Raw genomic sequence first — 23,784 nt, 5'->3', positions numbered from 1 at the left:
CACATCTCCCGTTCTACACCGCCGACCCAATACACACTATTTCGGACACGCCGCCCGGCCGCCCGCGCGGCAGCCCTGACTGGAGGTGTCGCGCAATATCGCCCCACTTGACGCGTTTCGGGACCGGTACAGCTTACGTTGTACAACGCGTCTCGGATCCGGGGGGTGTCCCGCACATCACAACAACACACCGATTGGCGTCAGGATTTCTGCGCCCGGCGGGAGTTGACGTTTCCTTTGCAGACGCGGGGCCCCGCCGGACAGTTCCGGCAGGGCCCCGGCGCCGCGGACGAGCTCGGACTACCTGCCCGTGAACTTCTCGTACTCCTTGAGGACCTCGTCGGTCGGACCGTCCAGGCGCAGCACTCCGTGTTCCAGCCACAGCACCCGGTTGCAGGTGTCCCGGATGGACTTGTTGCTGTGGCTGACCAGGAACACCGTGCCGGCCTGCTGACGCAGCTCGCGGATCCGCTCCTCGGAGCGCACCTGGAACTTGCGGTCGCCGGTGGCCAGCGCCTCGTCGATCATGAGGACGTCGTGGTCCTTGGCGGCGGCGATGGAGAAGCGCAGCCGCGCCTGCATGCCGGAGGAGTAGGTACGCATCGGCAGCGAGATGAAGTCGCCCTTCTCGTTGATGCCGGAGAAGTCGACGATGTCCTGGTAGCGCTCCTTGATCTGCTCCCGGGACATGCCCATCGCCAGACCGCCGAGGATGACGTTGCGCTCGCCGGTGAGGTCGTTCATCAGGGCCGCGTTGACGCCGAGCAGCGAGGGCTGGCCGTCGGTGTAGACCTTGCCGCTCTCGGGCGGCAGCAGGCCGGCGATGGCGCGCAGCAGGGTGGACTTGCCGGAGCCGTTGGAGCCGATCAGGCCGATGGCCTCGCCGCGGTAGGCGGTGAAGGTCACACCGCGCACGGCGTGCACCTTGCGCACCCCGCGCTCCTCGCCGCGCCGCATCATGCGGCTCAGCGCGGCGGTGGCGCTGCCCTTGCCGGTCTTGGCGCCGTTGACCCGGTAGACGATGTGGACGTCGTCGGCGATCACGGTCGGAATGCGCCGCTCGGGCGTGGATTCAGCCACGGCCGTACCTCTCCTCCGCCTGCCAGAAGTACACGAACCCGCCGACCGCGAAGAGCAGCGCCCAGCCACCGGCGACCGCCCACACATGGTCGGGGAGGTTCTCGGAGCCGTAGCCGTCGATCATCGCGAAGCGCATCAGGTCCATGTAGACCGCGGCCGGGTTCCACTGCAGGACGTCCGCGATCCACTGCGGCTTGCCCTCCAGCATGATCGGGATGGAGAACATCACGCCGGACGCGTACATCCAGGTGCGCATCACGAACGGCATCAGCTGGGCGAGGTCCGGGGTCTTCGCCCCGGCCCGGGCGAAGATCAGGGCCAGGCCGGTGTTGAAGAGGAACTGCAGGAGGAGCACCGGGAGGATGAGCGCCCAGGAGGCCGAGGGGTAGCTGCCGAAGCCGATCACGATGACGATCAGCACGATCATCGAGTACAGCAGCTGCTGGAGCTGCTGGATGGCGAAGGAGATCGGCAGGGAGGCGCGCGGGAAGTGCAGGGCGCGCACCAGGCCCAGGTTGCCGGAGATCGCCCGTACGCCGCTCATCACCGAGCTCTGGGTGAAGGTGAAGACGAAGATGCCCGTCACCAGGAACGGGATGTAGACCTCCTTCTTCATCCCGCGGTCGGCCTCCAGGATCAGGGCGAAGATCATGAAGTAGACGGCCGCGTTCAGCAGGGGTGTGGCCACCTGCCACAGCTGGCCGAGCTTCGCCTGGCTGTACTGGGCGGTCAGCTTCGCCGAGGAGAAGGCGAGGATGAAGTGGCGCCGGCCCCAGAGCTGGCGGACGTACTCCCGCAGGGAGGGCCTGGCGCCGCTCACGGCCAGCCCGTGCTCGGCGGCGAGCTGCGCCGCCGTCAGGCCCTCGTCGGGTGACGGAGGCGCAGTCACGAGAACACCGCCGTCACCGCCGTCATGGCTTCTCTCACTCACAAGTGGAAACTTTCGTCTTCGGTCTGCACGGCCGGAAGGGTGCCGGGCACACACCGGAGCGGGGGGTTACGGCCCGGAGTGCCCTTGAGGGACGAGCTTGTCAGATCACCGGGGGCCGGCCCAGTCGGGTCAGCCGCCACACCGTACGCCACTTCATGGGCCGGCGAGGTCCGCAGGGCGCGGACCAGCCTTCCCGGAAACCGCCGAACCACGCCTTGAGCGCGGGCCCGGAGGGGCGGCGCACCAGGGTGAGCAGCAGCCACACCCCGAGATAGACGGGGACCAGGGGGGCGGGCAGGTTGCGGCGGGCCAGCCAGACCCGGTTGCGGGCCACCATGCGGTGGTAGACCGCGTGCCGGGAGGGCGCGGTCGTCGGGTGGTACAGCACCATGTCGGACCGGTAGTCGATCAGCCAGCCGGCGTCGAGGGCCCGCCAGGCGAGGTCGGTCTCCTCGTGCGCGTAGAAGAACTCGTCCGGCAGCCCGCCGACCTCCGCGAAGACCTTCGTCCGTACGGCGTTGGCGCCGCCGAGGAAGGTGGTGACCCGGGAGGAGCGCATCGGGTCCGAGGCGCGCAGCCGGGGCACGTGGCGGCGCTGGGTGACGCCGGTGTCCGGGTCGGCGATGCGGAAGCTCACGATGCCGAGCGCCGGGTCCTCCGCGAAGGCCCGCCGGCACAGCTCGGCGGTGTCGTGCTGCGCCAGCAGGCCGTCGTCGTCGAGGAACATCAGTATGTCGACGTCCCGGCCGCTGGGCCCGAACGCCTCGATGCCGACGTTGCGCCCGCCGGGGATACCGAGGTTCTCCGGCAGTTCGACGGTGCGCACCCCGGCGGGCACGTCGGGCACGGGCGAGCCGTTGCCGACGACGACCACCTCGACCGGGTCGCCGTCCTGCTTGGCGACCGAGTCGAGCAGGGCGCGCAGCTCTTCGGGGCGGTTGCCCATGGTGATGATCACCGCGCCGACCTTCATGCCGGTCACCTCAGCCTGCTCGACACGAGGATCGACACCAGGTGCAGCACGGTCTGCAGCAGGGCGATCCCGGCGAGTACGGCGGTGCCGAGGCGGGTGAAGAACAGGTCGCCGCGGCTCGCGTCCACGATCGCCAGGACCAGGATCAGCAGGGACGCCTCGATCCCGAGGATCAGCCGGTGGAACTTCAGCGCGGCGGCGGCCCGCCGGGCCAGTGCCATGCCGGAGGAGCGCGGCTCGGACGCGGACTCCTTCACCGGCGGCAGCCCGCCCTGGTGCCGGGCCACACCGACCAGGTCGGTCTCGGCCTTGATGAGGATCGCGCCGAGCGCGGCCAGCGTGCCGAGGAAGGCCCACAGCCAGTCGATCCGCCCGGGTCCCCACAGGTCGGCGGCGCGCAGCCCGAGCCCGACCAGGACCGCGGCGTCGGTCAGATAGGCACCGACCCGGTCGAGGTAGACCCCGCCCAGCGAGTACTGCCGGCGCCAGCGGGCGATCTCCCCGTCGACGCAGTCCAGCAGCAGATACAGCTGGACCATCACCACGCCGAGCACGGCGCCCCAGATCCCCGGCACCAGCAGGGCCGGTGCGGCGAGCACACCGCAGACGGTCATCAGATACGTCAGCTGGTTGGGCGTGACCCGGGTGTTGACCAGGTAGCGGTCGACCCGCAGGGACACCTCACGCATGTAGAGGCGTCCCATCCAGTGCTCGCCGCTGCGCCGGTCCTTCACCCCGGCGGGGTGGACGACCGGGCGGAGTTCAGCTACCGATGGCCTTGACATAGTCGGCGTAGACGTCCTTGATCTGTTCGGTTGTGAGCGCGAGGTGTTCGAGGATCGTGTAGCGGCCGGGCCGGGTCTCGGGGGCGTACTCCACCACCCGGACGAACTCGTCCACGGTGAAGCCGATCTCCTGCGGCAGCACCGGAAGCCCGTGCCGGCGCAGGACCTCGGCCATGTACGCCGACTCCTCCTTGGCCCCGCGCAGGTACATCGCGAAGGCGGCGCCGAGGCCGCACTGCTCGCCGTGGGCGGCGGCACGCTTGGGGAACAGCAGGTCGAAGGCGTGGTTGATCTCGTGGCAGGCGCCGGAGGACGGGCGGGAGTCGCCCGACACGGACATGGCGATACCGGTGAGGACCAGCGACTCGGCGAGGACCTGGAGGAAGCCGTCGTCGCCGGCGCCGCCCGGGTGCCGCAGCACGGCTTCACCGGCCTGGCGGGCCATGGCGGCGGCGAGGCCGTCGATCTTCTCGCCGTTGACGCGGTTGGACAGCTCCCAGTCCGCGACGGCGGAGATGTTCGAGATGACGTCGCCGATGCCGGAGCGGACGAAACGGACAGGAGCCTCACGGATCACGTTGAGGTCGATGACGACCGCGATCGGGTTCGGCACACCGTACGAGCCACGGCCGGCGTCGTTGTCGAGGGTGGCGACCGGAGAGCACAGGCCGTCGTGCGCGAGGTTGGTGGCGACGGCGACCAGCGGCAGGCCGACCCGCGCCGCGGCGAACTTGGCGCAGTCGATGATCTTTCCGCCGCCGAGTCCTACGACGGCGTCGTAGTGGCCGCTCTTGACGTCGCCGGCCAGCCGGATCGCGTCGTCGAGGGTGCCGCCGCCGACCTCGTACCAGGTCGCTCCGGGCAGCGAGGGCGCGAGGCGCTCGCGCAGGCGGGCGCCCGAGCCGTTGCTGACGGCGATGGCGAGCCGGCCCGAGTGCGAGATGCGCTCGTCGGCCAGGACGCCCGCCAGGTCGTCGAGGGCACCCGGGCGGATGTCCACGACGACCGGCGACGGGATCAGCCGGGTCAGTACTGGCACGCGATCTCACGCCCCTTGGCGAGGTCGTCGTGGTTGTCGATCTCGACCCACTTGACGTCACCGATCGGGGCGACGTCGACCTTGAAGCCGCGGTTGACGAGCTCCTGGTAGCCGTCCTCGTAGTACAGCTGCGGGTCGCGCTCGAAGGTGGTCTTCAGGGCGTCGGCAAGCTCCTCGGCGGCGTCGCCCTCGATGAGGGTGACCCCGATGTACTCGCCGGTGGCCTCGGCGGGGTCCATCAGCTTGGTGATCTTCTGGACGCCCTTGACGGGGTCGACGACGACCTTCATCTCCTCGTCGGCGAGCTTCTTCACCGTGTCGAGTGCGAGGATGATCCTCTTGCCGTCGCCGCGGGCGGCCAGCAGCGTCTTCTCGACGGAGACGGGGTGGACGGTGTCGCCGTTGGCGAGGATCACGCCGTCCTTGAGGGCGTCACGGCCGCACCACAGGGAGTAGGCGTTGTTCCACTCCTCGGCCTTGTCGTTGTCGATGAGGGTCAGCTTGAGGCCGTACTCCTCCTCGAGGGCCGCCTGACGCTCGTACACGGCCTCCTTGCGGTAGCCGACGATCACGCCGACCTCGGTCAGGCCGATCTCGGCGAAGTTGCCGAGGGTGAGGTCGAGGACCGTGAGGCTGTCCTCCGCACCATCGGGCCCCACCGGTACCAGTGCCTTGGGCAGGGTGTCGGTGTAGGGGCGCAGACGCCGTCCGGCGCCGGCCGCCAGCACGAGGCCGATCATGCGGGTTCTCCTTCATCGTGTACGGCTGGGGCGCCGGCCCGGTGAGCGGCGACCCAGAAACGGATGCTCTCGACGAGCACCACGAGGGCGACGGCCACGGCCAGAACGGTGAGCGCGACCTTGAACTGCGGGGCGGTGAGCAGAGCGGCGAGGACGGTGACGAGCAGCGTCCGCCCTTCCTGCCCCCCGATGGCGCGCACCAGCCAGGCCGGCGGCGCTCCGGCGTCACCGCGGATGCGGTACACCGTGTCGTAGTGATGGTAGGCGACGGCCCCCACCAGCCCGAAAGCCGCCGGCAGGGCTCCGTTCACGTGGGCCTTGGCGGCGAGGAGGAGGATGGTGCCGTACTCGACGACGCGGAAGAGCGGGGGGACGAGCCAGTCGAGGCGGCCCGTCAGGGGGCGGTTGCCGCAGCCTCCCGCACAGAGCACGTACACCAGGGCCGCGACGACGACCGACACCGAGCCGTAGGGCTGGATCACCGCGCCGATCAGCAGCAGGGTGCTGTACACCGCGAGGAAGAGCCACGACGCGAACGGCGTGCGGCTGCCCAGCCGCGCCAGCAGGGCGGCGGCGCCGGCGGCGAGCGGCCCGTTGTCCGTCAGGTCTCCCAGGGCGCGTACCGCGCGGTCGCTGCGCGGTACCTTGCGCCGGATGGAGCGCAGCACCCGCCCCGCCGTCGTGTAGAGCGCCGCGAAGGCGGAGCCGACGAGCAGCGCGTAGAACGTGATGCGGGGCGTCGCCACGGCGGTGAGGACGGCGATCATGGCCCAGCGTTCGCCGATGGGCAGGACGATCACCCGGCGCACCCAGACCGTCCAGCCGGCACTGTCCAGCTTGTCGGAGAGGGCGGCGGTGGCGGTCGGGTCGCCGGTGTTGGCCTCGTGGAAGGCGAAGTCGACCATGTGGCGGCCGGTCTGCAGGATCATCGCGGCGAGGGCGAGGGCCCATACGTCGTCGCCGCCGCGGGCCGCGCCGAGGGCGAGGCCGGCGAAGAAGGCGTACTCCTTGGCCCGGTCGAAGGTGGCGTCCAGCCAGGCGCCGAGCGTGGAGTACCGCAGCGAGTAGCGGGCCAGCTGGCCGTCGGTGCAGTCGAGGACGAAGGAGAGGAGCAGCAGGACGCCGGAGGCGATGAAGCCGCCCCGGGTGCCGGTGGCCGCGCTGCCTGCCGCGATCAGGGCGGTGAGCAGGGAGGCGGTGGTGACCTGGTTGGGGGTCAGACCGCGGCGGGCGCACCAGCGGGCGAGGTGGCGCGAGTACGGGCTGACGCAGTAGGTGGTGAACAGGCCGTCCCCGGACTTCACGGCCGACTTCAGGCGTACGGCCTCGTCGTCGACGGCGGCGACGGCCTGCCGTGCCTCGTTGCGGGCCTGCGGATCGGCGGGGACGACGGCGACGAGGCTGCCGAGCCGGGGCCGGTACACCTCGGCGCCGTCGGCGCCGAGGGCGGTGACGACCCGGTCGGCGAGGCCGTCGGCGTCCCGGTGCGCGGTGACCGTGCCGGTACCGGTGACCGCGGTGCTCTGACCGGCGGGCGCGGGGCCTGCGGTGGCGGTCCCGTCGGTCGACGTGCCGTCCCCGACGGTGGTCGCCCCGTGCGTCGACACAGCACCCTCGGCGGCAGCGGTCCGGTGGCCCGGCTCGCGGCGGCCGTCCGCGAGGGGTTCGTCGGCCGTCAGGCGGGCGTCGGCGGTGGAGGGCTCGTCCGCTTGTCCCCGGCCGTCGCCGGGCTTCGCGAGGGTGGTCAGCGCGCGGAGCAGGGTCGGGCGGGCGGACGGCTGGGCGGTGACTGCGCCGGGGATCGCGGCGAGCGGGAAGCGGGGGTCGGTGAGTGCCAGGCGCAGCGCGTGCGGGTGGCCGACGAAGCGGGCGTCGACGACGGCGACCCGTTCCTCATCCGGCACCGCGGCGAGGAGCGCCTCGGTGTCGGCCGGGCCGGCCGCGGTCCGCACGTCGAAGCCGAGGCCCCGCAGGTCCGACTCGATCGACGATCCGGGGACCGGCTGACCGGTGAGGATGGCGGTCGGCAACCGAACTCACTCCCTGGGATCCCGGCGCGTGCGCACCGGTCGTCTGCATGGCGGGGCGCCCCTGGGGCGGCTCCCGGCGGGCGGCATGTCGGCAGAGGCTATCGGATACCGGGAACCCGTCGTTCACCGGTCGTTCAGGCCCGATCAAGGCCGTCTGCACCGTGCTTCGCCGCGATCATCATCGGTGATCGACGGCCTCCCCCACAAACCGTCCGCCCGACACCCCCCGGGATCCGGATGAGGGTGCCCTGACCTGCGGATCGTTTGCGCTGGTCAGAGCATATGACAACGGTGTTCAGTGCCGCGTTGCCGGATACCCCCCACCCGTAGTTCACTGGGCCCGCACACCACGCGATCACACACCGGGCGGACCAGAAAGGGCGGCTTCCCATGGGGGCTGGGCACGACCACGGGCACGCGCATGCGCACGGCCCGGCCGGCGGCACGGCGACGGCCGCCTACCGGGGCCGGCTGCGCATCGCGCTCGGCATCACACTCACCGTGATGGCCGTCGAGATCGTCGGCGGCGTACTCGCCGACTCGCTGGCGCTGATCGCGGACGCCGCGCACATGGCGACCGACGCGCTGGGCCTGGGCATGGCACTGCTCGCCATCCACTTCGCGGCGCGCCCGGCGAGCGCCCGCCGCACCTTCGGCTACGCCCGCGCGGAGATCCTGGCCGCGCTCGCCAACTGCCTGCTGCTGCTCGGGGTGGGCGGCTACGTGCTGTACGAGGCGGTCGAGCGGTTCCTCACGCCGGCCGGCACCGAGGGCGGGCTGATGATCGTGTTCGGCGCGATCGGCCTGGCGGCGAACATGGTCTCGCTCGGCCTGCTGATGCGCGGCCAGCGGGAGAGCCTGAACGTGCGCGGGGCGTTCCTGGAGGTCGCGGCGGACGCGCTGGGCTCGGTGGCGGTGATCATCTCGGCGGCGGTGATCCTGACCACGGGCTGGCAGGCGGCCGACCCGATCGCCTCGCTGGTGATCGGCCTGATGATCGTGCCGCGGACCGTACGGCTGCTCCGGGAGACGCTGGACGTGCTGCTGGAGGCGGCGCCCAAGGACGTCGACATGGCCGAGGTACGGGCGCACATACTCGCCCTGGACGGCGTGGAGGACGTGCACGACCTGCACGCCTGGACGATCACGTCCGGCATGCCGGTGCTGTCCGCGCATGTGGTGGTCCGCTCGGACGTCCTGAACGCGACAGGGCACGAGAAGATGCTGCACGAGCTGCAGGGCTGCCTGGGCGACCACTTCGACGTGGAGCACTGCACCTTCCAGCTGGAGCCCGGCGGCCACGCGGAGCACGAGGCGCGGCTCTGCCACTGAGACGGTCCCGTGCCCTCCTGGCCCCTCCCTGCCCGTGCACCCGCACAACCCCGCGCCGGACGATTCCCCGTCCGCCGGGCCGGGCAAGATCACACACCGGCCCCCCTTCCGGTGGCGTGAAGCAGCGGAAGCGCCGTGCTCGTGCGGCAGACTGGGGTCGCGAGGACCGAAGCTAAGGATGGGTATGCCGATCACACCTGCCACCGCGACGCACAGCTCGTCGGACGGCACCGCGGACGCGATTTTGCTGGAACTGGTCGACGAGAACGGCGTGACGATCGGCACCGCGGAGAAGCTCGCCGCCCATCAGCCACCGGGGCAGCTGCACCGCGCCTTCTCGGTGTTCCTCTTCGACGAGCGCGGCCGGCTGCTGCTGCAGCAGCGGGCGCTGGGCAAGTACCACTCCCCCGGCGTGTGGTCCAACACCTGCTGTGGTCACCCCTACCCCGGTGAGGCCCCGTTCGCGGCGGCCGCTCGGCGCACCTTCGAGGAGCTGGGCGCGTCCCCCGCGCTGCTGGCCGAGGCGGGCACGGTGCGCTACAACCACCCGGACCCGGAGTCGGGCCTGGTGGAGCAGGAGTACAACCACCTCTTCGTCGGGCTGGTGCGCGGCCCGCTGCGGCCGGACCCGGAGGAGGTCGGCGACACGGCCTTCGTGACACCCGCCGAGCTGGCGGAGCGGCATGCGAAGGACACGTTCTCCGCCTGGTTCATGACCGTGCTGGACGCGGCCCGGCCCGCGATCAGCGAGCTGACCGGGGACACCGCGGGCTGGTGAGCCCGGTCAGGGGAGCCTGGCGGGGGCGAGCGGCAGCGCGGCCCAGATGACCTTGCCGCCGCTCGCGGTGTGCTCCACGTCGCACACCCCGCCCGCCTCCCGGGTGACCTCCCGGACCAGCAGCAGCCCCCGGCCCCCGGTCGCGCTGTGCGGGTTCTCCAGGGCGGTCGGGCGGTAGGGGTGGTTGTCCTCCACGGACACCCGCACCCACTCGGCCCCGACGGCCACCTCCACCGCGAGCATCGGCGACAGCAGCGCCGCGTGCCGGACGGCGTTGGTCACCAGCTCCGAGACGATCAGCAGCAGCCCCTGCACCACGTCGTCCGTGACGGGGACGCCCTGGCGGTGCAGCAGGTCCCGTACGGCGTGCCGGGCCTGCGGCACCGAGGCGTCCACGGCGGGGGCGGTGAACCGCCAGACGCCCTCGTACGGCAGCGGTTGTGGCATCGGTGCCCCGACGGGCTCGTACGGTGTGCCTGCGCCGCCTTCTGGGCGTGGGGCGGGCCCGCGCCCGTGGTTCTCCATCGTCCGGTCGCCACCCTTGCGCTCGATTGTCACCACACGTCGAGTGTTGGGAACCGGTCGCCCGACCCCGGACGACTGAACAGAAGTCAGCGATTATCGAACACTTCCGACCGCCCTCGCCCGGTTCGGGTGGACCGGGGACCGCTCCTGTCCGGGCCGGGCCGACTTCGCGACTCTTCGGGTTGTACGGGTTTCACGGCCCCTGGCCCGGTTCGTCCCCCCGGTCCGCGGCCTCCTGCTCCCCTTCCCCGGTGAGCCGCTCGGAGACCATTCCGACGATGCGCCGCCCGCCGAAGCCGGTGGCGACCAGACCGAGGCCGTCGAAGAGCAGGGCCAGGGAGAAGAAGGTGCCGATGACGTACTGGCTGCTGCTCGGCCAGTTCCCCAGCACCAGGATGCCGAGCAGCAGGTCGAAGACGCCGAGGAGCAGGGTCCAGCCGAACTGCGGTCCGCGCACCACCAGGCTGCCGACCAGCCGGAACAGGCCGGCGGACAGGAACAGCAGGGCGGCGAACATGGTGAGCGCGGCGGCGGCCTCGTCGGGCTTGCGGATGATCACCACACCGGCGGCCAGGTTCAGGGCGGCGACGATGACCCCGAGCCAGAAGAAGTTGGTGCCGCGCGCCTGGATCGCGTGCAGCAGACCGACCACGCCGCCGATCAGCAGCAGCCAGCCGAACAGGAGCATCGAGGTGAGCGTGGCGACACCGGTGTAGACGAGGCCGACGAGTCCCGCGACGACCAGGATCACCCCGAGCGCGGCGAGCCAGCCGAAGCCGCGCCTGAGCTTCGCCGTCTCCTCCTGGGGCCGACTGGACCTGGTCATGGGGCGCCTCCGTGGACCTTCGCTGCTTTTGTTCTCTGAATCCCCTCTATCCCGTTTACCCCGAGTGATGTAACGCTCATCGGCTCGGCCGCCGTGATCACTCACGCGGCCGGGCGGTTAGCATCCGGCCCATGGAGCCCCAGCTGCTGCACGGCGTCACCGACTCGGTCGCCACCGTCGTCATCCACCATCCGGCCAAGCGGAACGCCATGACGGCCGCGATGTGGGCGGCACTGCCGCCGCTGCTGGATGCGCTCGCCACCGATCCGGGTGTGCGGGCGCTGGTACTGGCCGGGGAGGGCGGCACGTTCTGCGCGGGCGCCGACATCTCCACACTGCGCGGGTCGCCCGAGGAGGCGCAGCGGCTGGCCGCACGGGCCGAGGAGGCGCTGGCCGCCTTCCCCAAGCCGACGCTGGCGGCGGTCCGGGGGCACTGCGTGGGCGGCGGGGCGCAGTTGGCGGCCGCCTGCGATCTGCGGTTCGCCGAGGAGGGCGCGCTGTTCGGAGTGACACCGGCGAAGCTCGGGATCGTGTACCCGTCGTCGGCCACCCGGCGGCTGGTGGCACTGGTCGGCCCGGCGACCGCCAAGTACCTGCTGTTCTCCGGCGAGTTGATCGACGCACGGCGGGCCCTGCGGACGGGGCTGGTCGACGAGGTGCTGCCCGAGGGCGAACTGGCCAAGCGGGTCGCGGAGTTCACCCGGATCCTGGTGTCGCGCTCGCAGCTCACCCAGGCCGCGGCGAAGGAGTTCGCGAACGGCCGCACGGACCGCGACGCCCACTGGAGCGAGCAGGCGCGCGGCAGCGGCGACACCGCGGAGGGCGTCGCCGCGTTCCTGGAGCGCCGGGCGCCGCGCTTCGGCTGGACCGTGTCCGGGCCTGCATCGGGATGACACGGCTCCTGGTGCGGAAATCCTCGACGAGGTGCGCGGGCGCCTTCCGCGGGGAGCCGGCGTCGTAGAGCGGCAAGGGGGTGCTTCCCGCCCTTCCTGCCGGGGGGCGCGGACGCATGAGAGGCGGGCGGCACGGTACTCGCACGCGCGTACGGAGTCCGTCGGAGAAGGGGTGTGCCATGTTCCGGGCGATCGGAGATGTGCTGCGGCAGATCGGTGGTGCGGTGGCGACGGTGGTGACGTTGCCCTTCAGGGCGCTGGCCCGGCTGCTGGGCGGCGGCTCGGGCGGCACACGGCGCCGCGCCTGACCGCGGGCGCGTTCCGCCCGGTCCTGGTCAGGTCCGCGCCCCGATCCCCGATTGTCGGTGCCACCTGCCACAATTGCCGCGCAACCTCAGTGGAGAAGGCGGTACGGGATCGTGACGACACCCCGCACAGGGTCCATCGAAGGCAGGATCGCCGAGGAGCTCGGCGTACGGGAGCGGCAGGTCAAGGCCGCCGTGGAACTGCTGGACGGCGGTTCGACGGTGCCCTTCATCGCTCGCTACCGCAAGGAAGCGACCGAGATGCTCGACGACGCGCAGCTGCGCACGATCGAGGAGCGGCTGCGCTATCTGCGGGAGCTGGAGGAGCGGCGGACGGCGATCCTGGAGTCGGTGCGCGAGCAGGGCAAGCTCACCGAGGCGCTGGAGGCCCGGATCCGGGGCGCGGAGACCAAGGCCCGCCTGGAGGACATCTACCTGCCGTACAAGCCGAAGCGGCGCACCAAGGCGCAGATCGCCCGGGAGGCGGGCCTGGAGCCGCTGGCCGAGGGACTGCTCGGCGACCCGTCCGTGGAGCCGCTGGCGGCGGCCGCCGCCTTCGTCGACGCGGACAAGGGCGTCGCCGATCCGCAGGCCGCGCTCGACGGCGCGCGGGCGATCCTCACCGAGCGGTTCTCGGAGGACGCCGACCTGATCGGCGAGGTCCGCGAACGGATGTGGGTGCGCGGGCGGCTGGCCGCCAAGGTGCGTGAGGGCAAGGAGGAGGCGGGCGCCAAGTTCGCCGACTACTTCGACTTCGCCGAGCCCTTCACCGAGCTGCCCTCGCACCGCATCCTGGCGATGCTGCGCGGCGAGAAGGAGGAGGTCCTCGACCTCGTCCTGGAGCCCGAGGAGCCCACGGACGGGCCGTCGTCGTACGAGGGGATCATCGCCTCCCGGTTCGGGATCGCCGACCGGGGCCGGCCCGCCGACAAGTGGCTGACGGACACGGTCCGCTGGGCCTGGCGTACCCGGATCCTCGTCCACCTCGGCATCGACCTGCGGTTGCGGCTGCGCACGGCCGCGGAGGACGAGGCGGTGAACGTGTTCGCGGCCAACCTGCGCGACCTGCTGCTCGCGGCCCCGGCCGGCACGCGCGCCACGCTCGGCCTCGACCCGGGCTTCCGTACGGGCGTGAAGGTCGCCGTGGTCGACGCGACCGGCAAGGTCGTCGCCACGGACGTGATCTACCCGCACGTCCCGGCCAACAAGTGGGACGAGGCGATCGCCAAGCTGGCCCGGCTGGCGAAGGAGCACTCGGTCGAGCTGATCGCGATCGGCAACGGCACCGCGTCCCGCGAGACCGACAAGCTCGCCGGGGAACTGATCTCGAAGCACCCGGAGTTGAAGCTCACCAAGGTGATGGTGTCCGAGGCCGGCGCGTCGGTGTACTCGGCGTCCGCGTTCGCCTCGCAGGAACTGCCGGACATGGACGTGTCGCTGCGCGGCGCGGTCTCCATCGCCCGGCGCCTGCAGGACCCGCTGGCCGAGCTGGTGAAGATCGACCCGAAGTCCATCGGCGTCGGCCAGTACCAGCACGACCTGTCCGAGGTGAAGCTGTCGCGCTCACTGGACGCGGTGGTGGAGGACTGTGTGAACGGCGTCGGGGTGGACGTCAACACCGCCTCCGCGCCGCTGCTGGCGCGTGTCTCCGGCATCACCTCCGGCCTCGCGGAGAACATCGTGGCGCACCGCGACGCCAACGGACCGTTCACCTCGCGCACCGAGCTGAAGAAGGTGCCCCGGCTGGGCCCGAAGGCGTACGAGCAGTGCGCGGGCTTCCTGCGCATCCGCGGCGGCGTCGACCCGCTGGACTCGTCCAGCGTGCACCCGGAGGCGTACCCGGTCGTGCGGCGCATGGTGAAGACGGCCGGTCAGGAGGTCGCCTCGCTGATCGGCAACACGGGGGTGCTGCGCTCGCTGAAGCCCGGTGACTTCGTGGACGACACGTTCGGTCTGCCGACCGTCACCGACATCCTCAAGGAGCTGGAGAAGCCGGGGCGTGATCCTCGGCCCGCCTTCAAGACGGCCACCTTCAAGGAGGGCGTGGAGAAGATCTCCGACCTGTCCTCCGGGATGGTCCTGGAGGGCGTGGTGACGAATGTCGCGGCCTTCGGTGCGTTCGTCGACGTCGGTGTCCATCAGGACGGGCTGGTGCATGTCTCGGCGATGTCGAAGACGTTCGTCAAGGACCCGCGGGAGGTCGTCAAGCCCGGGGACATCGTCAAGGTGAAGGTCCTGGACGTGGACATCCCGCGCAAGCGGATCTCGCTGACACTACGGCTGGACGACGACATCGCCGCGCAGGGCCAGCCGTCCGGCGGGGGCCGCGCACAGCGCGGCGGGCGGCCGCCCCAGCAGCGGCAGCAACGACAGGGTCAGCAGCGGCAGGGCCAGCAGCGGCAGGCTCCGGCCAACAGCGCGATGGCCGACGCGTTGCGCAAGGCGGGGCTGCTCGATCCGAAGGCGCGGTGACGGTCCGATTACAGTGACCGTATGACTGCTTCGCACGTCCTCACCTGGGCGGTCTCCGCCAGTCAGGGGTTCGAGACCGCCTGGGTCGAGGTCGGCGAAAGGGTGCTGCGGGCCCGGGGGCGGGCGGTCGGGACCGTGCCCGAGCCGTACTGGGTGTCGTACGAGCTCGACACCGCCGAAGGGTTCGTCACCCGGCGCCTTCGGGTGACGGTGGAGACCGCCGAGCGGAGCCGGTCGCTGGATCTGCGCCGCGACGGACACGGCGGGTGGACCGCCGACGGTGAGCGGCTGCCCGGGTTCGAAGGTGCGCTCGACTGCGATCTGGGGCTGTGTCCGCTCACCAACACCATGCCGGTGCTGCGGCACGGGCTGCACCGGCGGCCGAGTGAGCGGCGGTTGCTGATGGCGTGGGTGTCGGTGCCCGCGCTGACCGTGCGGCCGTCCTGGCAGACGTACACCCATCTCGGTGCGAGCGGCGGCGGGGCTCGGGTCCGCTTCGCCTCCGGGTCCTTCCGCAGCGATGTCCTGTTCGACGCGGACGGGTTGGTGACCGAGTATCCGGGGCTGGCCCGGCGTCTCTAGCGTTCGGTCACCTTGCCGTCGGCGACCTCCAGGCGGCGGGTGACATGGACCGCGTCCAGCATGCGGCGGTCGTGGGTGACCAGCAGCAGGGTGCCCTCGTAGGAGTCGAGGGCCGACTCCAGCTGTTCGATGGCGGGGAGGTCGAGGTGGTTGGTCGGCTCGTCCAGGACCAGGAGGTTGACGCCGCGGCCCTGGAGGAGGGCGAGGGCGGCGCGGGTGCGTTCGCCGGGTGACAGGGTGGCCGCGGGGCGCAGGACGTGGTCCGACTTCAGGCCGAACTTGGCCAGGAGGGTACGGACCTCGACCGGCTCGGTGTCGGGGACGGCCGCGCAGAACGCGTCCAGCAGGGACTCGGGGCCGTGGAACAGCTTGCGGGCCTGGTCGACCTCGCCGACCAGCACGCCCGAGCCGAGCGTGGCGTTCCCGGCGTCCAGCGGCACACGGCCGAGCAGGGCGCCGAGGAGCGTGGACTTGCCGGCGCCGTTCGCGCCGGTCACCGCGACCCGGTCGGCCCAGTCGATCTGCAGGGACACCGGGCCGAAGGTGAAGTCGCCGCGCCGCACCTCGGCGTCCCTGAGCGTGGCCACGACCGCGCCCGAGCGCGGGGCGGACGCGATCTCCATGCGCAGCTCCCACTCCTTGCGGGGCTCCTCGACGACGTCCAGGCGTTCGATCATGCGCTGGGTCTGCCGGGCCTTCGCAGCCTGCTTCTCGCTGGCCTCGCTGCGGAACTTGCGGCCGATCTTGTCGTTGTCGTTGCCCGCCTTGCGGCGGGCGTTCTTGACGCCCTTGTCCATCCAGGCGCGCTGCATCTGGGCGCGGTCCTGGAGGGCGGCCCGCTTGTCGGCGTACTCCTCGTAGTCCTCGCGGGCGTGCCGGCGGGCGACCTCCCGCTCCTCCAGGTAGGCCGCGTAGCCGCCGCCGTAGAGGTTGATCTGCCGTTGGGCGAGGTCGAGTTCGAGGACCTTGGTGACCGTGCGGGTGAGGAACTCGCGGTCGTGGCTCACGACGACCGTGCCGGCGCGCAGGCCGGTCACGAAGCGCTCCAGGCGTTCCAGGCCGTCCAGGTCGAGGTCGTTGGTCGGCTCGTCGAGGAGGAAGACGTCGTAGCGGGAGAGCAGCAGGGAGGCGAGGCCGGCGCGGGCGGCCTGGCCGCCGGACAGGGCGGTCATCGGCTGGTCCAGGTCCACGCCGAGGCCGAGGGAGTCGGCGACCTCCGCGGCCCGTTCGTCGAGGTCGGCGCCGCCGAGGCCGAGCCAGCGCTCCAGGCTCGCCGCGTACGCGTCGTCGGCGCCGGGCGCGCCGTCGACCAGGCCCTGCGTGGCCTCGTCCATCGCGCGCTGTGCGTCGGCGACGCCGGTGCGGCGGGCCAGGAACTCCCGTACGGTCTCGCCGGGCCGGCGCTCCGGCTCCTGCGGCAGATGGCCGACGGTCGCGGTCGGCGGGGACAGCCTGAGCTCGCCCTGCTCGGGCGCGGTGAGCCCGGCGAGCAGCTTCAGCAGCGTGGACTTGCCCGCGCCGTTGGCTCCGACCAGCCCGATCACGTCCCCGGGGGCGACGACGAGGTCGAGCCCGGAGAAGAGGGAGCGGTCGCCGTGGCCGGCGGCGAGGTTCTTGGCGACGAGGGTGGCAGTCATCAGGGCGGAAATTCTAGGAGATCCTCATGGGCTACGGCCGCGCCGGACCGGTCGTAGGGTGCTGGTGTGGACGGAGAGTCGTACGGCGAGGTCATCGTGGTCGGCGGCGGGGTCATCGGGCTGACGACGGCCCTGGTCCTCGCCGAGCGTGGGCTGAGGGTCCGGGTGTGGACCCGGGAGCCGGCCGAGCGGACCACCTCGGCGGTCGCGGGCGGGCTGTGGTGGCCCTATCACATCGAGCCGATCGTGTCCGCCCGGACGTGGGCGCTGCGCTCTCTGGCGGTGTACGAGCGACTGGCGGCGCGGCCCGACGAGACCGGCGTGCGGTTCGTCGACGGGGTGCTGGGTGAGACGGACCTGGACGAGGTGGCGGGGTGGGCGGCCGGACGGCTGACCGGGCTGCGGCGGGCCACGGCCGAGGAGTACCCCTGGGGTTCCGGCTTGTGGGCCCGACTGCCGTTGATCGACATGCCGGTCCATCTGGCGTGGCTGCGGGAGCGGCTGGCGCGGGCCGGGGGCTCGGTCGAGGAGCGTACGGTGACCGATCTCGCGGCGGTGCCCGCTCCCGTGGTGGTCAACTGCACCGGCCTGGGGGCGCGGGAGCTGGCGGGGGACGACAAGGTGCGCCCGGTACGGGGGCAGTTGGTGGTCGTGGAGAACCCCGGGGTGAGCACCTGGCTGGTCTCCCCCGCCGCCCCGGAGCCGACGTATCTCCTCCCCCAGCCCGGGCGTCTGGTGCTGGGCGGCACGGCCGAGGAGGACGCGTGGTCGCCGGAACCCGACCCCGCGGTGGCCGAGGCGATCGTACGACGGTGTGCGGCGCTGCGGCCCGAGGTGGCGGGGGCGCGGGTGCTGGAGCACCGGGTGGGCCTGCGGCCGGCGCGGGACGCGGTGCGGTTGGAGCGTGAGGAGTTGGGGGGCGGGCGGGTGGTGGTGCATCACTACGGGCACGGCGGTGGTGGGGTGACCGTGGCGTGGGGGTGCGCGGAGGAGGCGGCCCGGGTGGTGCGGGGTGCCGCCTCCTCCTGACGTGGCTCGGCGTGACCGGCCTGAGGGGCGCGGGGCTGTGTCGATATGCGGCTCCGCCGCGTGGGCACGACCCACCGACGGCCGGCAGCCGCACACAGACGAGCCCCCTGCCGGTCAGGCGCCGCAGGCTACGGCACGCGTCGGGTCATCGGCGACGCGTCCACGCCCTCCAGCGGCGCGGCGTCAGGGGCGGCCGCCCGTGGTGTGACGGTCGTGAGGCCGGCCGGACCGCCCACCAGCGGGACGTACGCCCTCGTGCGGGAGAGATCCAGTGTGAGGGTGGGCCGGTCCGCGGGCGGGTCGATGAGGTCCTTGTCGGTGCCGCCGATGATCAGTGCCAGTCGGTGGCCGCGCGGGACGACGTGGTCGGTGGCCGCGAGGTCGAGCGTGACGGTGTAGGCGCGGCCCGGGGTGAGCGGGACGCCGTGCGCCGGGTCGGCGTGGGTGCCGAGGTCGGCCCAGCCGCGGCTGACGATCGTGTAGTCGACGTCGGCGGTCTTGGCCGCGGTCTCGCGGAAGCAGGCGCTGTCGCCCGGGGTGCTCGCACCCCAGCAGGTGAGATCGGTGAGGGTGGTGATGCCCTCGCCGCGCGCCGCGTAGTCACGGATGGTGTCGGGGCCGAGGTCCACCAGGACGGCGGAGAGATGGGCCGTCGGGGTGGTGGGCGTGGCGGTGACGGTGACCCGGGAGGAGCCGGCCAGGCGCAGGTCGCGGGTGAGCGGGCCGGTGACGAAGCCGGCCTTCTCGGGGGTGGGCTGGTCGATCCGCGCGGCCCAGTCGGTCTCGCCGAGCTGCGGGTCGTCGGTGAGGGTCGCGGTGCCGGAGCCGGGACGCAGGCCGAGGGTGCCGACGCCGGCCTGGCTGCCCTGCCCGGGGTTGAGTGTGACGGTGCGGGTGCCGCGCGGCGGCCAGGTCGTGCTGGTCACCCACTGGTCGGGCGCGCGTTCGATGTCGGCCATGGGCTCGCGGTCGATGCCGTTGTCGTAGCCGAGGAGTTCATGGTCGAACCAGCGGTGCAGGGTGTCAACCCATTCCGCGCGGCGGAAGTCGAAGGGGTCGACATGGCCGGTCTGGGAGAGCCAGATCTTGCGCTTGACGCCGTTCTTCGCGAGGGCGTCCCACCACGGGCCGACGTGCTTCATACGGACGTTGAGGTCCTGCATGCCGTGGACGAGGAAGACGCTCGCCCGCACCTTGCTCGCGTCCTTGACGTGGTCCCGTTCGGTCCACAGGCCGGTCCAGTCGCCGGAACGCGGGGCACCGTCGACGAGCCTCTGCTGGACCGCGGCGCACTTGGCGCGGGCGTCGCGGCTGTTGACGTAGTTCGAGAGCCAGTCGGGGCCGGAGTCGTAGAGCGGGGCGCCCTGCTGGAAGTAGTAGTCGTACCAGGAGGAGATGGCGCCGATCGGGACGATGGTCTTCAGTCCCTTGACGCCGGTGGCGGCGACGCCGTTGGCGATGGTGCCGTCCCAGCTCTTGCCGATCATGCCGGTGCGGCCGTTGGTCCAGCTCGCCTTGACGCGCTCGGCGCCGGTACGGGTGGTGTACGCCGCGGCGCGGCCGCCCAGCCAGTCGACGACTGCCTTCGCGGACAGGACGTCGGAGCGGCCGCCGACGTCGACGCAGCCGTCGGAGCGGTTGGTTCCGGCCAGGTCGACGCCGACGAAGGCGTAGCCGCGGGGCACGAAGTAGTTGTCGTAGTACAGCGGCATCTGGACGACGTTCCCGGCCGCGTCGTACGTCTTCTTCTGGCTCTCGTTGCCGCGTCCGCAGCAGGAGTAGTAGGGGCTGGCGTCCATGATGACGGGCACCTTCCGGCCGTGTGCGGCGGGTTCCCGCGGGCGGACGATGTCCACGGCGACCCGGTCGCCGCGGCCGTCGCCGTCGCCGTCGAGGCCGGTGTCGACCCAGACGGCCTCGCGGATCGCGTCGTCGTACGAGTAGACGGGACGGCTCTCGCGAGGGGCGGCGGCGTCGGCCGTCGCCGGGGGGAGGAAGGCCGCCGACAGAAGGGTGACAGTGGCGGCGGTAGCGAACGGTCTCCAGGTCGTGAAGCGCGTGCTCATCGGCATGCGGCGGACGGTACCCGGGTCAACTCCCGTACAGAAGAGGGCAGATATGAGGCAGGAGTGGCTGAATCGGGTCCATGGGTGGGCGATTGCCACCGGCCGGAGCCGACGGACGGCTCAGGCGGCGGCGCGGGCGACCTCGGTCAGGAGTTCCGCCCTGCTGATCGCCGCCGTCCTGGTCGACGGGATGGTGCGGGGGCACCTGCCACCGCGCCGTACCGGGTGCAGCGGTGTGGAGGCTCGCCGGTGAGGTGGGCGGCGGCGAAGGCGTCGCCCGCGCCGTTGGAGTCGACCACCGGTGCGGGTGGCGTCGCCGCCGGTATGGGGTCGGTTCTCCGTCGGTCTGGAGGTACGCGTCCTCCGCGCCGGCTGTGGCGACGACGGCCTGGGCGCGGCCGCGTTCGGCGATGCGGCACATGGTCGCCTCGGGGGCGGTGAGGGCGGCGGCGGAGAGGAGGACGAGGTCGGCCCCCGTGGGCGAAGGGCTTCTCGCCGTCCCGGTTGTGCGGGCCGGTGGAGATGGTGACGCCGGTCTCACGCAGGATCGGCAGGGCGTGGGCGCCGGGGTGGGTGAGGGTCACAGGGACGTGGCGGCCGGCCCCCGCCAGGCGGCGCGGGGTGCTCGACGGGAAGCGGTCGTCCGCGCGCTTGGTGCCGGCGGGTTCCGGGAGTGCGGTCAGGGCATGCCGTGCTCGTGGTGCGGGGCATGCACCAGGTCGCCCTCGCCACGTTCTCCGTTCCGTGGTCGTAGACGATGCCCCGCGTCGCTGCGTGAGCAGTCCCACCTGTCACCCGAGGTTTCACAGTACTGGTGAGACAGCGATACTGCTGCACATGACGATCGATGCCGAGGAGCCGACCCTCACGGTCGACGAGCTGGCCGCCCGCGCCGGGGTCACGGTGCGCACGGTCCGCTTCTACGGCACCAGGGGTCTGCTGCCGCCGCCGGTGATCGGTCCGCGCCGGGTGGGGCACTACGGTGCGGAGCACCTCGCCCGTCTGGCGCTGATCGAGGAGCTGCAGCGGCAGGGCATGACGCTGGCGGCGATCGAGCGCCATCTGCGGCAGCTGCCGCCCGGTCTGAGCGCGCAGGAACTGGCCATCCACCGGGCGGTGGTGGCGTCGTGGGCGCCGGACACGGTGGAGACGGTGTCCCGTGCGGAGCTGCACCGGCGGGCCGGCCGGGAGCTGTCCGACGAGGAGGTGGAGCGCCTGGCCGCGCTGGACGTGGTCGCGGTCCAGGACGGCGCGTACCGGGTCGACGCGGGGCTGCTGCGGCTGGGCGTGGAGCTGCTCGACGTACCGCTGTCGCAGGAGGTGCTGCTGGCCGCGCGGGAGGCGCTGCTGGAGCACTCCCGCGCGGCGGCGCAGGCGCTGTCGCGGCTCCTGCGCGACGCGGTGGCCGAGCGCGCCGCGCAGGAGGTGAAGTCGCTGTCCGCGCACATGCATCCGCTGGTCGTGCAGGCCCTGCTGACGACGTTCCAGCGTTCGCTGCGGCAGGAGCTGCGCCAGTGGCTGGCGCAGTGAGCCCGGCCGGTGCGCTGAGCCGTTCGGTCAGCGGGCGTCGGTGAAGGTCTCTCCCTTCTCGGCCTTCTCCACCAGCAGGGCGGGCGGGGTGAAGCGGTCGCCGTAGCGTTCGGCGAGTTCACGCGCGCGGGCCACGAAGCCCGGCAGGCCCGTGCCTCCCCCGGCGCCGCCGTCGTAGCCGTTGATGTACTGCAGCACGCCGCCGGTCCAGCCGGGGAAGCCGATGCCGAGGATCGAGCCGATGTTGGCGTCGGCGACGGACGTCAGCACGCCCTCTTCGAGGAGCTTGACGGTGTCGAGCGCCTCCGAGAACAGCATGCGCTCCTGCATGTCCTTGAAGGGGATCTCGTGCCCCGGCTTGGTGAAGTGCTCGCGCAGTCCCGGCCAGAGGCCCGTCCGCCTGCCGTCCGCTCCGTACTCGTAGAAGCCGGCGCCGCCGCTGCGGCCGGTGCGCCCGAACTCGTCGACCATGCGGTCGATGACCGCCTCGGCGGGATGTGTGGACCAGGTGCCGCCGGCCTCCTCGACGGCCCGCCTGGACTCGTTGCGGATCTTGCGCGGGAGGGTGAGGGTCAGCTCGTCCATGAGGGAGAGCACCTTGGCCGGGTAGCCGGCCTGGGCCGCGGCCTGTTCGACGGAGGCGGGTTCGATGCCCTCGCCGACCATGGCGACGCCCTCGTTGAGGAAGTGGCCGATGACACGGGAGGTGAAGAAGCCGCGCGAGTCGTTGACCACGATCGGCGTCTTCCTGATCTGCCGCACCAGGTCGAAGGCGCGGGCCAGCGCCTCGTCCCCGGTGCGTTCGCCCTTGATGATCTCTACCAGGGGCATCTTGTCGACGGGTGAGAAGAAGTGCAGCCCGATGAAGTCGGCCTGACGGTCGACGCCTTCGGCGAGGGCGGTGATGGGCAGGGTGGAGGTGTTGGAGCACAGCAGCGCGTCGGGGGCGACGATGTGCTGGATCTCCTGGAACACCTTGTGCTTGAGGGCCGGGTCCTCGAACACCGCCTCGATGACCGCGTCGCAGCCCGCGAGGTCCTGCGGGTCGGCGGTGGGGGTGATGCGGGCGAGCAGCGCGTCCGCCTTGTCCTGGCTGGTGCGGCCCTTGGCGACGGCCTTGGCGCACAGCTTCTCGGAGTAGCCCTTGCCCTTGTGGGCGGCTTCGTCGGACACGTCCTTGAGGACGACGTCGATGCCCGCGCGGGCGCAGGAGTAGGCGATGCCGGCGCCCATCATCCCGGCGCCCAGGACGGCCACCTTGCGGACCTGTCGGGGTTCGACGCCCTGGGGGCGGTTGGCGCCGGAGTTGACGGCCTGGAGGTCGAAGAAGAACGCCTGGATCATGTTCTTCGACGTCTGGCCGGCGGCCAGTTCGACGAAGTAGCGGGCCTCGACGAGCTGCGCGGTCTCGAAGTCGACCTGGGCGCCCTCGACGGCCGCGGCGAGGATGTTGCGCGGGGCGGGGTAGGGGGCGCCGGCCGTCTGCTTGCGCAGGGTGGCCGGGAAGGCGGGCAGGTTCGCCGCGAACTTGGGGTTCGACGGGGTGCCGCCGGGGATCTTGTAACCGGGCCGGTCCCAGGGCTGCTGCGACTCGGGGTTCGCGTCGATGAAGGCACGGGCCCGAGCCATCAACTCCTCGGGCGTGTCGACGACTTCATGGATGAGGCCGTTGTCCAGGGCGCGCCGGGGGTTGTACTGGGTGCCCTGGAGGAGGACCTTCAGCAGGGCGTCGGCGATGCCCAGCAGGCGGACGGTGCGGACGACTCCGCCGCCTCCGGGGAGCAGGCCGAGGGTGACCTCGGGGCAGCCGATCTTGGCGCCGGGGGCGTCCAGGGCGATCCGGTGGTGGCAGGCGAGGGCGATCTCGTAACCGCCGCCGAGGGCCGCGCCGTTGATGGCGGCGACGACCGGCTTGCCCATGGTCTCGATGGTGCGCAGGTGGCGCTTGATGGCGAGGCCGCCGTCGTAGAGCTCCTGGGCGGTCTCGGGGGTGACGCGGATGAGGTCGCGCAGGTCGCCGCCGGCGAAGAAGGTCTTCTTGGCGGAGGTGACGATGATGCCGCGGATGGTGTCCCGCTCGGCCTCCAGGCGGGCGGTGACGGCGGCGAGGGAGTCGCGGAAGGCCGCGTTCATGGTGTTGGCGGACTGGTTCGGGTCGTCCAGGACGAGGGTGACGACGCCGGTGCGGTCCTGTTCCCAGCGGATGGTCGTGGGCTGAGTGCTCATGGTGG

The 23,784-nt window shown here is 71.9% G+C and carries 20 protein-coding genes and 2 pseudogenes; 8 read left to right on the top strand and 14 right to left on the bottom strand.

The features are described 5' to 3' along the window. Positions 1 to 300: 300 nt before the first annotated feature. The 7 genes from ACH5AC_RS32670 to ACH5AC_RS32640 form a co-directional block, all read right to left on the bottom strand. Positions 301 to 1,080 (bottom strand): ABC transporter ATP-binding protein, encoded by a 780-nt coding sequence (locus tag ACH5AC_RS32670; RefSeq protein WP_398865886.1) that lies wholly within the window; start codon positions 1,078 to 1,080, stop codon positions 301 to 303. Beyond that, the gene (locus ACH5AC_RS32665; RefSeq protein WP_398865885.1) at positions 1,073 to 1,969 is read right to left on the bottom strand and encodes an ABC transporter permease; all 897 of its coding nucleotides are present in this window, start codon (positions 1,967 to 1,969) and stop codon (positions 1,073 to 1,075) included. Before ACH5AC_RS32665 ends, ACH5AC_RS32670 begins: the two co-directional genes overlap by 8 nt. Positions 1,970 to 2,111: 142 nt before the next feature. Further along, the gene (locus tag ACH5AC_RS32660) at positions 2,112 to 2,984 is read right to left on the bottom strand and encodes a glycosyltransferase family 2 protein (RefSeq protein WP_398865985.1); all 873 of its coding nucleotides are present in this window, start codon (positions 2,982 to 2,984) and stop codon (positions 2,112 to 2,114) included. Between the two features lie 5 nt (positions 2,985 to 2,989). After that, positions 2,990 to 3,769: a CDP-alcohol phosphatidyltransferase family protein gene (locus tag ACH5AC_RS32655; protein WP_398865883.1), complete on the bottom strand. Its 780-nt coding sequence runs from the start codon at positions 3,767 to 3,769 to the stop codon at positions 2,990 to 2,992. Continuing rightward, positions 3,747 to 4,808 carry an iron-containing alcohol dehydrogenase family protein gene (locus tag ACH5AC_RS32650; RefSeq protein WP_398865882.1) on the bottom strand — a complete coding sequence of 354 codons (1,062 nt, stop codon included), beginning with the start codon at positions 4,806 to 4,808 and terminating at the stop codon, positions 3,747 to 3,749. Before ACH5AC_RS32650 ends, ACH5AC_RS32655 begins: the two co-directional genes overlap by 23 nt. Continuing rightward, positions 4,796 to 5,548, bottom strand: coding sequence for a sugar phosphate nucleotidyltransferase (locus ACH5AC_RS32645; RefSeq protein ID WP_398865881.1), 753 nt, complete (start codon positions 5,546 to 5,548; stop codon positions 4,796 to 4,798). Before ACH5AC_RS32645 ends, ACH5AC_RS32650 begins: the two co-directional genes overlap by 13 nt. Then, complete coding sequence (locus tag ACH5AC_RS32640; RefSeq protein ID WP_398865984.1) at positions 5,545 to 7,566, bottom strand: DUF5941 domain-containing protein; 2,022 nt, start codon at positions 7,564 to 7,566, stop codon at positions 5,545 to 5,547. The genes ACH5AC_RS32645 and ACH5AC_RS32640 overlap by 4 nt, the downstream gene beginning before the upstream one ends. Before the next feature lie 402 nt (positions 7,567 to 7,968). Between ACH5AC_RS32640 and ACH5AC_RS32635 the strand changes: the two genes are divergently transcribed. Both ACH5AC_RS32635 and idi read left to right on the top strand, forming a co-directional pair. Further along, entirely contained in the window at positions 7,969 to 8,910 is a 942-nt protein-coding gene (locus ACH5AC_RS32635; RefSeq protein WP_398865880.1) for a cation diffusion facilitator family transporter, read from the top strand. Positions 8,911 to 9,094: 184 nt separating this feature from the next. Further along, the gene (idi, locus tag ACH5AC_RS32630) at positions 9,095 to 9,688 is read left to right on the top strand and encodes an isopentenyl-diphosphate Delta-isomerase (RefSeq protein ID WP_398865879.1); all 594 of its coding nucleotides are present in this window, start codon (positions 9,095 to 9,097) and stop codon (positions 9,686 to 9,688) included. Between the two features lie 6 nt (positions 9,689 to 9,694). On the opposite strand, the gene ACH5AC_RS32625 is transcribed toward idi, so the two are convergent. After that, positions 9,695 to 10,213 carry an ATP-binding protein gene (locus ACH5AC_RS32625; RefSeq protein WP_398865983.1) on the bottom strand — a complete coding sequence of 173 codons (519 nt, stop codon included), beginning with the start codon at positions 10,211 to 10,213 and terminating at the stop codon, positions 9,695 to 9,697. A 193-nt stretch (positions 10,214 to 10,406) separates the two neighbouring features. Then, on the bottom strand, positions 10,407 to 11,039 hold the full coding sequence (locus ACH5AC_RS32620) for an HdeD family acid-resistance protein (RefSeq protein WP_398865878.1): 633 nt from the start codon (positions 11,037 to 11,039) through the stop codon (positions 10,407 to 10,409). 131 nt (positions 11,040 to 11,170) lie between these two features. On the opposite strand from ACH5AC_RS32620, the gene ACH5AC_RS32615 reads away from it, so the two are divergent. Continuing rightward, complete coding sequence (locus ACH5AC_RS32615; protein WP_398865877.1) at positions 11,171 to 11,932, top strand: enoyl-CoA hydratase/isomerase family protein; 762 nt, start codon at positions 11,171 to 11,173, stop codon at positions 11,930 to 11,932. Here the strand turns inward: ACH5AC_RS32615 and ACH5AC_RS32610 are convergent. Continuing rightward, positions 11,928 to 12,011, bottom strand: a pseudogene (locus tag ACH5AC_RS32610) (DJ-1/PfpI family protein); the annotation flags it as partial. The gene ACH5AC_RS32615 and the pseudogene ACH5AC_RS32610 sit on opposite strands and share 5 nt — an antisense overlap. 100 nt (positions 12,012 to 12,111) lie before the next feature. Between ACH5AC_RS32610 and ACH5AC_RS32605 the strand changes: the two are divergent. From ACH5AC_RS32605 to ACH5AC_RS32595, 3 genes are all read left to right on the top strand, one after another. Beyond that, complete coding sequence (locus ACH5AC_RS32605) at positions 12,112 to 12,240, top strand: LPFR motif small protein (RefSeq protein WP_398865876.1); 129 nt, start codon at positions 12,112 to 12,114, stop codon at positions 12,238 to 12,240. A 111-nt stretch (positions 12,241 to 12,351) separates the two neighbouring features. Then, positions 12,352 to 14,709, top strand: coding sequence for a Tex family protein (locus tag ACH5AC_RS32600; RefSeq protein WP_398865875.1), 2,358 nt, complete (start codon positions 12,352 to 12,354; stop codon positions 14,707 to 14,709). A 21-nt stretch (positions 14,710 to 14,730) separates the two neighbouring features. Then, positions 14,731 to 15,291 carry a putative glycolipid-binding domain-containing protein gene (locus ACH5AC_RS32595; RefSeq protein WP_398865874.1) on the top strand — a complete coding sequence of 187 codons (561 nt, stop codon included), beginning with the start codon at positions 14,731 to 14,733 and terminating at the stop codon, positions 15,289 to 15,291. Here ACH5AC_RS32595 and ACH5AC_RS32590 read toward each other — a convergent pair. Further along, complete coding sequence (locus tag ACH5AC_RS32590; RefSeq protein WP_398865873.1) at positions 15,288 to 16,928, bottom strand: ABC-F family ATP-binding cassette domain-containing protein; 1,641 nt, start codon at positions 16,926 to 16,928, stop codon at positions 15,288 to 15,290. The two genes, ACH5AC_RS32595 and ACH5AC_RS32590, sit on opposite strands and share 4 nt — an antisense overlap. Before the next feature lie 66 nt (positions 16,929 to 16,994). Between ACH5AC_RS32590 and ACH5AC_RS32585 the strand changes: the two genes are divergently transcribed. Then, on the top strand, positions 16,995 to 17,957 hold the full coding sequence (locus ACH5AC_RS32585; RefSeq protein ID WP_398865872.1) for an NAD(P)/FAD-dependent oxidoreductase: 963 nt from the start codon (positions 16,995 to 16,997) through the stop codon (positions 17,955 to 17,957). A 128-nt stretch (positions 17,958 to 18,085) separates the two neighbouring features. On the opposite strand, the gene ACH5AC_RS32580 is transcribed toward ACH5AC_RS32585, so the two are convergent. Both ACH5AC_RS32580 and ACH5AC_RS32575 read right to left on the bottom strand, forming a co-directional pair. Beyond that, positions 18,086 to 20,029, bottom strand: coding sequence for a Xaa-Pro dipeptidyl-peptidase (locus tag ACH5AC_RS32580; RefSeq protein ID WP_398865871.1), 1,944 nt, complete (start codon positions 20,027 to 20,029; stop codon positions 18,086 to 18,088). A 114-nt stretch (positions 20,030 to 20,143) separates the two neighbouring features. Then, positions 20,144 to 20,762: pseudogene (locus ACH5AC_RS32575) on the bottom strand (PfkB family carbohydrate kinase); the annotation flags it as partial. 98 nt (positions 20,763 to 20,860) lie between these two features. On the opposite strand from ACH5AC_RS32575, the gene ACH5AC_RS32570 reads away from it, so the two are divergent. Next, positions 20,861 to 21,553 (top strand): MerR family transcriptional regulator, encoded by a 693-nt coding sequence (locus ACH5AC_RS32570; protein ID WP_398865870.1) that lies wholly within the window; start codon positions 20,861 to 20,863, stop codon positions 21,551 to 21,553. Between the two features lie 27 nt (positions 21,554 to 21,580). On the opposite strand, the gene ACH5AC_RS32565 is transcribed toward ACH5AC_RS32570, so the two are convergent. Next, complete coding sequence (locus ACH5AC_RS32565; protein WP_398865869.1) at positions 21,581 to 23,779, bottom strand: 3-hydroxyacyl-CoA dehydrogenase NAD-binding domain-containing protein; 2,199 nt, start codon at positions 23,777 to 23,779, stop codon at positions 21,581 to 21,583. Positions 23,780 to 23,784: the final 5 nt, after the last annotated feature.

The organism is Streptomyces sp. NPDC018693, from assembly GCF_044391385.1.
Lineage (GTDB): Bacteria > Actinomycetota > Actinomycetes > Streptomycetales > Streptomycetaceae > Streptomyces.
Note: the sequence above shows the minus strand (reverse complement) of the source record. Positions and strands in the feature narration are given on the sequence as shown.

What these genes read in the sequence shown, in the direction of transcription:
- ACH5AC_RS32590 (WP_398865873.1), bottom strand. Translation starts at nt 16,928, where the DNA reads ATGACTGCCACCCTCGTCGCCAAGAACCTCGCCGCCGGCCACGGCGAC.
- ACH5AC_RS32580 (WP_398865871.1), bottom strand. Translation starts at nt 20,029, where the DNA reads ATGCCGATGAGCACGCGCTTCACGACCTGGAGACCGTTCGCTACCGCC.
- ACH5AC_RS32645 (WP_398865881.1), bottom strand. Translation starts at nt 5,548, where the DNA reads ATGATCGGCCTCGTGCTGGCGGCCGGCGCCGGACGGCGTCTGCGCCCC.
- ACH5AC_RS32635 (WP_398865880.1), top strand. Translation starts at nt 7,969, where the DNA reads ATGGGGGCTGGGCACGACCACGGGCACGCGCATGCGCACGGCCCGGCC.
- ACH5AC_RS32620 (WP_398865878.1), bottom strand. Translation starts at nt 11,039, where the DNA reads ATGACCAGGTCCAGTCGGCCCCAGGAGGAGACGGCGAAGCTCAGGCGC.
- ACH5AC_RS32565 (WP_398865869.1), bottom strand. Translation starts at nt 23,779, where the DNA reads ATGAGCACTCAGCCCACGACCATCCGCTGGGAACAGGACCGCACCGGC.
- ACH5AC_RS32615 (WP_398865877.1), top strand. Translation starts at nt 11,171, where the DNA reads ATGGAGCCCCAGCTGCTGCACGGCGTCACCGACTCGGTCGCCACCGTC.
- ACH5AC_RS32625 (WP_398865983.1), bottom strand. Translation starts at nt 10,213, where the DNA reads ATGGAGAACCACGGGCGCGGGCCCGCCCCACGCCCAGAAGGCGGCGCA.
- ACH5AC_RS32570 (WP_398865870.1), top strand. Translation starts at nt 20,861, where the DNA reads ATGACGATCGATGCCGAGGAGCCGACCCTCACGGTCGACGAGCTGGCC.
- ACH5AC_RS32660 (WP_398865985.1), bottom strand. Translation starts at nt 2,984, where the DNA reads ATGAAGGTCGGCGCGGTGATCATCACCATGGGCAACCGCCCCGAAGAG.
- ACH5AC_RS32595 (WP_398865874.1), top strand. Translation starts at nt 14,731, where the DNA reads ATGACTGCTTCGCACGTCCTCACCTGGGCGGTCTCCGCCAGTCAGGGG.
- ACH5AC_RS32605 (WP_398865876.1), top strand. Translation starts at nt 12,112, where the DNA reads ATGTTCCGGGCGATCGGAGATGTGCTGCGGCAGATCGGTGGTGCGGTG.
- idi (WP_398865879.1), top strand. Translation starts at nt 9,095, where the DNA reads ATGCCGATCACACCTGCCACCGCGACGCACAGCTCGTCGGACGGCACC.
- ACH5AC_RS32655 (WP_398865883.1), bottom strand. Translation starts at nt 3,769, where the DNA reads ATGTCAAGGCCATCGGTAGCTGAACTCCGCCCGGTCGTCCACCCCGCC.